This window comes from Actinomycetota bacterium, assembly GCA_013152275.1.
Lineage (GTDB): Bacteria > Actinomycetota > Acidimicrobiia > Spongiisociales > UBA4744 > BMS3Bbin01.
Map to the genome: position 1 here is coordinate 1 of JAADGS010000061.1, position 7805 is coordinate 7805.

The 7805-nt window shown below is 62.7% G+C and carries 6 protein-coding genes and 2 tRNA genes; 3 read left to right on the top strand and 5 right to left on the bottom strand.

What is annotated here, in order from left to right; genetic code table 11:
- The first annotated feature begins 15 nt into the window (after positions 1-15).
- The 3 genes from GXP34_09890 to GXP34_09900 all read left to right on the top strand — a co-directional run bounded on the left by GXP34_09890 (position 16) and on the right by GXP34_09900 (position 937).
- A tRNA-Asn gene (locus tag GXP34_09890) sits at positions 16-88 on the top strand.
- A gap of 283 nt (positions 89-371) precedes the next feature.
- Positions 372-438 (top strand) — tRNA-Leu (locus GXP34_09895).
- A gap of 169 nt (positions 439-607) precedes the next feature.
- Positions 608-937, top strand: coding sequence for a hypothetical protein (locus GXP34_09900; protein ID NOY56283.1), 330 nt, complete (start codon positions 608-610; stop codon positions 935-937).
- 686 nt (positions 938-1623) lie between these two features.
- Here the strand turns inward: GXP34_09900 and GXP34_09905 are convergent.
- The 5 genes from GXP34_09905 to GXP34_09925 are packed head-to-tail and all read right to left on the bottom strand — an operon-like array spanning position 1624 to position 7002.
- A complete protein-coding gene (locus tag GXP34_09905) occupies positions 1624-2418 on the bottom strand; it encodes an ABC transporter permease (GenBank protein NOY56284.1) in 795 nt (264 codons plus the stop codon).
- On the bottom strand, positions 2408-3361 hold the full coding sequence (locus GXP34_09910; GenBank protein ID NOY56285.1) for an ABC transporter ATP-binding protein: 954 nt from the start codon (positions 3359-3361) through the stop codon (positions 2408-2410). The genes GXP34_09905 and GXP34_09910 overlap by 11 nt, the downstream gene beginning before the upstream one ends.
- The gene (locus GXP34_09915) at positions 3358-4197 is read right to left on the bottom strand and encodes a hypothetical protein (protein NOY56286.1); all 840 of its coding nucleotides are present in this window, start codon (positions 4195-4197) and stop codon (positions 3358-3360) included. Before GXP34_09915 ends, GXP34_09910 begins: the two co-directional genes overlap by 4 nt.
- Entirely contained in the window at positions 4187-5125 is a 939-nt protein-coding gene (locus tag GXP34_09920) for an ABC transporter ATP-binding protein (GenBank protein NOY56287.1), read from the bottom strand. The genes GXP34_09915 and GXP34_09920 overlap by 11 nt, the downstream gene beginning before the upstream one ends.
- Positions 5122-7002, bottom strand: a complete 1881-nt coding sequence (locus tag GXP34_09925; GenBank protein NOY56288.1) for a hypothetical protein — start codon at positions 7000-7002, stop codon at positions 5122-5124. Before GXP34_09925 ends, GXP34_09920 begins: the two co-directional genes overlap by 4 nt.
- Positions 7003-7805 lie beyond the last annotated feature (803 nt).

The window sequence follows — 7805 nt, forward strand, 5'->3', positions numbered from 1 at the left end:
TCGTGTTGAACACCTTCCGGGGTAGCTCAGTTGGCAGAGCAGCGGACTGTTAATCCGTTTGTCGTGGGTTCAAGTCCCACCCCCGGAGCCGTGGGACCCAAGTGGGGCAAGGGTTTCGGGCGCGATGGGGGAGACCCGTATCTTCTCCCGGGACGCGCTCAGGACGCGTTTCGGTTACGGGTACCGGAACTCGACGCCGGAACTTGACAGGAAGGGCGGTGTTCCTATGAAGGCGGCTGGCTTACCGTCGGCGCGCAACTGACCTTCCATACCGCGTCCATACCGCGAGAGGGTGGGATGGGACGGGAAACAACGCGAAACGTTGAGAGGTGAAAAGCCAGTTAAGACAGGCGTTCCACGTGTTTCCCCCGGTCAGCGGGTGGGGTCTTCTCGGGCTCATAACCCGAAGGTCGTAGGTTCAAATCCTGCCATGCTACGAAGAAAGCCCTTGGCATTCCTAGATGTGCCGAGGGTATTCCTCTTCCTCGGTCTGTCACTTGTGGCCCATTTGTATTCCAAAGGACGGTGTGAACCCGTCCGCCTTTTCCGGAGGCTCTGGGCAGATAGCAATGGGAATCCTCGCACTGGCAATGTAGATTCAAGAACCATGACAACAACAAACAAGATTCTCATTGTCGGTTTCACTGCAGTGCTGTTGGTCATCGGGGCTCTCGGATACTTTCTCATCGACGGTCAGAACCAATCCAACGCTCAGACGAATGAAAATGAGCAAGAGATGCTGTCGGAGCAGAAGACCGCCAATCGTATTGCGGAGCAGCTGGCAGATGTCGCTGCGCAGCAGTGCTATCAGGACCGAATTCAGGCGTACAAGGATGAGAAGAATGCCAAGCGAATCGCAGAAGGGAAAGAGCCGCTGGAGTTTTTCAACATATCGTCCATGCTTCTCATTAGTTGGGAAAGCTCCTGCAAGGGCTGATGTTCTAGCCCACACACATGACAACAGAGAGGCCCGTCACCGAAGTGACGGGCCTCTTCCTCGCTGAGTTGGTCGCTGCTTCTTCCGCGTGATACCAACCGTGTGTGAGCGATCAGTGAATATCGCGATCGGCGATCACTGAAATTCGCGGTTGTGAGGGTTGGGATTGTTGGAGAGGTCGACGCGGTATGGGCGTCCCAGGACGCGCTCAGGACGCGTTTCATTGAAAGCTGGTGAAAGGTACTGAAAACTGGTGAACACTCGGAACCGTTGGTGTGTATGTGTTTCTGGGTATAACCCCAGGTCAGAGCATCGCGGTGGAACGGACTGCTAATCCGTTTGTCGAACATGAGTCGGTCGCTTCGCTCCCGTTGTCTTCTGCCTGTTGGCTGGACCGGCGTCTTGGTAGACGGTGATCTGACTCGCCGTGTGGTCGGTGCTGAAGGTTCAAGTCCCACCCCCGGAGCCGAGGAATCCCTTGTGCCGCAGGGGCTAACGTCTGTTCGGCCGGAGACCGAATACTCCTCTCGGGGCGCACTCGGGACGCGTTTCGTCGCACGCGTACCGGAACTTGACAACCGCGGTACAGGACGAACCCGCTACGAACTCCACCGTTTGTCGAACCGGAATCGGGCGTTTCTTTGGTCAAGCGCTTCTCCGGTGGGACTCGTCGCTCCTGACTCTGTTCATAGCTCCAGACGCTGGTAGATCGTTGCTGCGCCGACCGTGAACGCGACGGCGGCAACGATGGTCCACGCCACTGCACTTGTTGCAACCAGAGGGTCGCCGTAGACATACTTCGCCACGGGAAACCACTGCCCGATATCGGCACCTATTAGACCTGATGGTGTGAACCGATCCCATCCATCCCACAGTGCACGTGGCTGGGTTCGCAGGATCACCCAGACCAACAGGCCGATCAGGGCGACGACGCCGCGGCGTCGGATCAGCGTCCCGAGGAAGCCGGTCAGCGTGACGAAGAACCCTGCGGCAAGAGAGAGAAGAAGAAGGGTGGCGAAGAAGCGACCCAGCGGCGGCGCTTCGGGGATGACGAATCGATACGGCTGCACCTTCGGCAGCCACCAGTAGGCGACCAGGCCGGGGATGAAGATGGCGATTGCCGAAAGTGCGACCCAGAGTGCAGCGAGTTTGCCGATGACGTATCCCGACCGCGGCACGGGTTTCGACACCGTCCAGGAGGCGATTCCGCTGTGGTACTCGCCGATGACCATCGCCTCGGTGAGCACGATGGCGGCGAGGATCGGGAACACGGCCAGCATGCCGATCAGGGACTCGAATCCGAGGCCACCGAACGGCATGTGTTTGGTGACGACGGTGAAATAGAGCAATCCGTCGATCAGCAGCATCCAGAATATGAGATGGAATAGCCCCCGAAGCCCGAGCCAGCGGCTCGATTCGCCACGGAACACGCCCCACGCTCCTTTGAGGGCGACAATGGCGCTTCGAGCCTCAGTTGCCATCGTCCGCCCCAACGATCTCCAGGTAGGCGTCCTCGAGGCGCCGGTCGCTGAGGTGGAACTCGATGACGTCGCAGTGGTCGTCGGCAAGGAGGGTTGGTACGAGACGGTCGGCAGCGGCGGCCTCGTCGCTCACCCGAACCCGCCACTGCTCGATCTCGCCCAGGTGGCGTGCATTGACGGCTTCGACCCACGGCTCTGCAGTCAGCCTCGCCAGCGCCTCCTCCGTTTCGCCGCGGAGCCGCACGGTGTAGTCCGTATCGGAGCCTTGCAGGATCGAATCGAGTGGCCCTTGTGCGACGGCTCGGCCGGCATTGATCATCACGACGGTGTCGCTGACGCGCTCGACGTCGTCGAGGATGTGCGTGGAGTAGAACACGGTGGTGTCGCCGCCGATCTCGGCGATGAGGTCGAGCATGTCGCGACGCCCGACCGGGTCGAGACCCGCTGAGGGTTCGTCCATCATCACCAGGTCAGGGTCTGCGATGAGCGCCTGAGCCACCCCGAGGCGTTGCCGCTCACCGCCGGAGAGGCCTCGTACCTTGCGGCGTGCCTTGTCCGTCATGCCGACGCGATCGAGCAGGTCGTCGACTCGCCGGCGCATCGCCCGGCCGCGAGGATGTCCCGGATAGAGGCGACCGACGTACGAGACAACGCCGCGTACCGTCTGGTTCGGCGGAAACACCGGGTCCTGGGGTAGATAGCCGATTCGGCTCCGAGCCACCAGACGGTGGTTTCGTACATCGTGGCCGAAGACTGCCGCATACCCGCCGGTCGGCCGGATCAGGCCCATGAGGATCTTCATCGTGGTTGTCTTGCCTGCACCGTTGGGGCCGAGGAAGCCGCAGATCGACCCCTCAGGCACTTCCAGATCGAGGCCGCGCAGCGCCTCCACCTTGCTGTACCGCTTGGAGAGATGTCGAATCTCGATCGCCGGCGGTGTCATGTCAGCTCCCTCCGGTTGAAACGCCACACGGCAAGAAGTAGCACCATGCCGGTCCAAAGGAACGTGGCGGCGACCGGTACCGCAAACGAGGCCTCATTGCCCTGCGCGACGTTGGCGATCCCAACGATCAACCCGGTTGGTGATGCCGAGTAGATAGACCCGGCGAACGCCGCAGCACCGAAGAGTCCGACGACAGCCAGACCAAGAGCGAACACCGCTGTCCGGGAGCGGATCGTGGTCCCGAACAGGATCATCACGGCAACGACGAATACGAGCAACATCGAGACCGTGGCGAGCATGGCGAGGTAGGTGCCCCAATCCGGCAGTGTCGTGTACACACCCCATTTGCCGATCGGCGCCCCGATCACCTCTCTGAGCTCCGATACCGTGAACTCGGTCACGCCCACCCGCGAGGCGGCGGCGAGGATCGGGTAGACGGGAACGCCGGCGCCAAACACGGTCGCGGTGATACCGGTCGCGGCGGCGAGGAACTTGGCAACGACCACGGCCGGCCGACCGATCGGCATCCCCACGAGCCAGGACGCGGTACCGCGTTCGATCTCGCCCAGTACCGAACCTTCGGTGAGGGACACTACCGAGAGCAGAAGTATGGCGATCCACAAGCCGACGAAGGGGTAGAGCAGCGCCCCGAGTTGGTTCACTCCGCTGGCCCGCCATGGCACGTAGACCAGCGCGAACACGCCAAAGCTGGCGATCGTGAGCAGCAGGGCCCGCCACGGGAACCAGGCCCGAAGCTCGACAGTGAGCAGCCCGCCGAGGCCGCGAAGGGGGTGCGCCGTTTCGATGCGTTGCAGCGTCGCCGTGTCACTCGTCATCGCCCACCTCCACGAGGTCGAGGTAGATGTCCTCGAGATTGCGTTGCAGCGGCCGGAGCTCGGTCACCCGTGTCCCGTTGCCACCTGCCAGGGTGCGCAGGAGCCCGTGTTCGGCGGTGGCTCGATCCACGGCCTCGACTTCCCACCTGCCGGTACCGATGGGTCGGGTCGCGGTCACCCACGGCTCGCGGTCGAGACGATCGATGACGCCGGTCCCGTCACCGTCGAGTGCAACCGCGTAGGCCACGGACGAACCGCCGAGGAGCCGGCTCATCGGTCCCTGGTCGACGATCTCGCCGTGATCGAGAACGACGACGTGGTCGGCGATGCGTTCGACGTCGTCGAGGATGTGACTCGAATAGAAGATCGTCATCCGCCCCCTGAGGTCATCGAGCAGATCCAGCACCTGGCGTCGACCCTCGGGGTCGAGACCGACCGAGGGCTCATCGAGGATGAGCAGATCGGGGCCACTGATCACTGCCTGACCGATGCCGAGACGCCGGAGCTCGCCGCCCGACAGACCCTTCACTTTGCGGTCTGCCCGCTGGTCGAGGCCGACGAGGTCGACGGTTTCGTCGACCCTGGTCTCGATTGCCGCTTTTGAACCTGCGAGGTAGCGGCGGGTGACGAACCGCAGCACGTCGCGCACCGTGGCCCGGGGGAAGAATGATGGATCCTGGGGGAGATAGCCGATGCGGGACCGGGTGCCGAGGCCGTTGCTGTCGAGATCGTTGCCGAGCATCGACGCCCACCCTTCGGTGGGTCGGATGAGACCCATGAGGATCTTCATCGTCGTCGTCTTCCCAGCACCGTTGGGGCCGAGGAAACCACAGATCGACCCCTCAGGGACCTCGAGATCGAGACCGCTGAGTGCCTCCACTTTGCGATAGCGCTTGCGGAGGCCCCGGGTCTCGATGGCGGCGGTCACGGGCACGCTCCCAGTTCGGGCATCTTGACGATCGTGGCGCCTTTGACCTCGACCGCCACGAAGGCGCAGCGACGGCGGCCATCCTCGTCACCTTCGGCTTCGTTCCCACAGTTCTCCTCGATGCGGAGGTCGTAGCTGCCCGCCACCAGAGCGACCGGTTCGGGGAATCGGGTGTCCCACGGCCCGTCGGGGCGGATGTCCGGCCCGATCCCACTGGCGAAGCTCCCGGAAGGTGGCATCGGCAGGATGGGTACCAGACCCGGCATTCTTGCCCAGCGCTTCTCGTCCCCTTCCTCGATATCGCGAGGGTCATGTCGACCGAAGCTGAACGTACCCGACGGCCATGCGTCGCCGCGGCCGAGGTCGTTGAGGGTCGTGCCTGTCGGGAGGAGCACCGCGGTCAGGCCACAATATTCGAAACCCTCCGGCGTGAGGGTCATGTCGACCTCGACGCGCAGCGTGCCTCCCGGCTCGAACGGCGGAAGAGTCCGCCTGGCGATCTCTTCGGGTTTCCCGATGGGATCCAGCTCGCACGGCTCGAGTTCGGGGAGATCGACGACGGTGTCCCCGTCGACGGTCACAGGGAACTGGAGGCAGTAATCCGGGGCGGAGAGGTAGACGCCGTAGCTGCCGGGTTCACCGTAGTAGGCACCGACGAACAGTTCGTAGGTACCACCGGGCACCAGGGCTGGTTCTGCCTCATGGGACATGAGCGAACAGACATTCCTCACGACGTACTCGCCCTCGGTGCCGGGAAACGAAGCGATCGGGAGGAGGGGATGGGAGAAGTGGTCCCCCATCTGGTCGAGGAGGAACTCCTTCGGATCCACACCCTCCTCCCTTGCGAGGACTGCAGCCTCCGCCTGCCATTCTTCCTCTTCAGGCGACCCGACCCCGGGGCAACCCGCCGCCACATAGTCACGACCGCTCCGCACCGTGGCAAAGTCGGTTCCCGGAGGCAGCAGCGCCAGGAGCAGCGTCCGGTTGGTGAGATGGTCTTGTGGCATGATCCGGACGGTGAGCGAACCCGGGCCACCGGAAGTCCCCGCGGTGACTGTGGCCGTGCCGGGGTTGGCCTCGACCCACGCCGAGATCCTCTCCCTTGCGTTGTGCACCGCCTCGTGGGCCTCGTCCCAGGGCACCCCTACGAACTCGACGAAGAGCGCGTCCCCCTCCTCGCCTTCCGGAAGGTTGTTCGGATCGAAGTCGACGCTCCGCGCAAACTCGAAATAGCTGCGCTGGTACCCCACAGCGATATCCCAATACCTGGCGATCTCATCCGGAACGAGTCGTTCGCCCACCGTCAGCGCAGCTTCGTACCGGTCGACGTCTCGACGCAACTCGCTCCAGCTTGCTGGGTCGTCGATGCCGAGGATCCGTTCGAGTTCCGGCCACCGCGAGAAGAAGTCACCGCACTCGGTGACGGCCCAATCGTCGATGACGGCGACGGCTTCCTGTGTGTCCGCGACCGCGGCCTCCGGCCCTGCATCACCGAACGCCATCGTGAGGTGCACGCCGCGGATCGTGCCCTCGGAATATCCGGTGATGAACAGGAGGTCGCTAATTGTTTGGTAGGTCGCGAATACGCGATTCCACTCGGGTCGCAACTCCGTCGGAACCGTAGTGTCGACGTCGGTCAGGAACCGAGCGATCGCGATATCGGTCTCCTGATAGTCGATCGTCAGTTCGCCGGTGACCATTCCGAGAAGTTTCTCGCGAGCATCGGGCCAGACCCGACAGAAGACGGCGACGTTCGCCTGGGACTCCGAGTCCGTCGACTCTGCAACGGTGTTCCCGACACTGGAACATGCACTCAGAACGACGGCCGCGACGGTGATGGCAATCGATAGCCGCCTTGGCACACTCGCCCTCGTCATGCGTGTTTCCTTGTAGCTCACACCTCAGCCCGAGGGCGCGCCCAACGATCGGAACCGGCCAATGCGTCCCCAAGCCGTCGCCACGAGTGTACGCCGAATTCCGTCGCGCGTAGCTAATGAATCATCCACCAATGGTCATGCACCGTGCGCCTTCAAGCTCTTGGGCCACGCCACCTGAGATCACCGCTGGTGGGGGGAGAACGTGAGTGGCTGCCAAGGGATATCGAGGAGCAGCTGGGTGTCGTGCCCTGGGTTCTCGATCCAAGTCCAGATTGGACGGCCCTACGGCCAGCGGGGCGCGGAGTGCAACCTGCAGACGAGATAGCTCGCGATCTGTCGACGACTCAAACCAGGCCGAGGCACATCGTTGATGGACCTTCGCTGTGGGGAGCAGCACGAGATCTCTGCGTTGGGCCCCTGACATTGTGCGGTGCCGAGCGGCGATGCGGAGAGGACAAACCTGTGGCCAACGTGGGAGATATGACAGCAGTGTCAGGACGCGCTCAGGACGCGTTTCATTGAAAACTGGTGAAAGGTACTGCAAACTGTTGAACACTCGAAACCCTTGGTGGGATTGAGTTTCGGGCTGTTCTCCTTTGTTCTAGGGCTTTGGCGGAACGGACTGTTAATCCGTTTGTCGTGGGTTCAAGTCCCACCCCCGGAGCCATGGGACCCGGGTGGGGGCCGGGGTCTTGGGCGCGACGGGGGAGTCTCATATCTTCTCTCGGGACGCGCCCTGGACGCGACTTGGTCACAGGTGCTGGAGCTTGATATCGGAATCGACACGTGACATCGACGTCGAT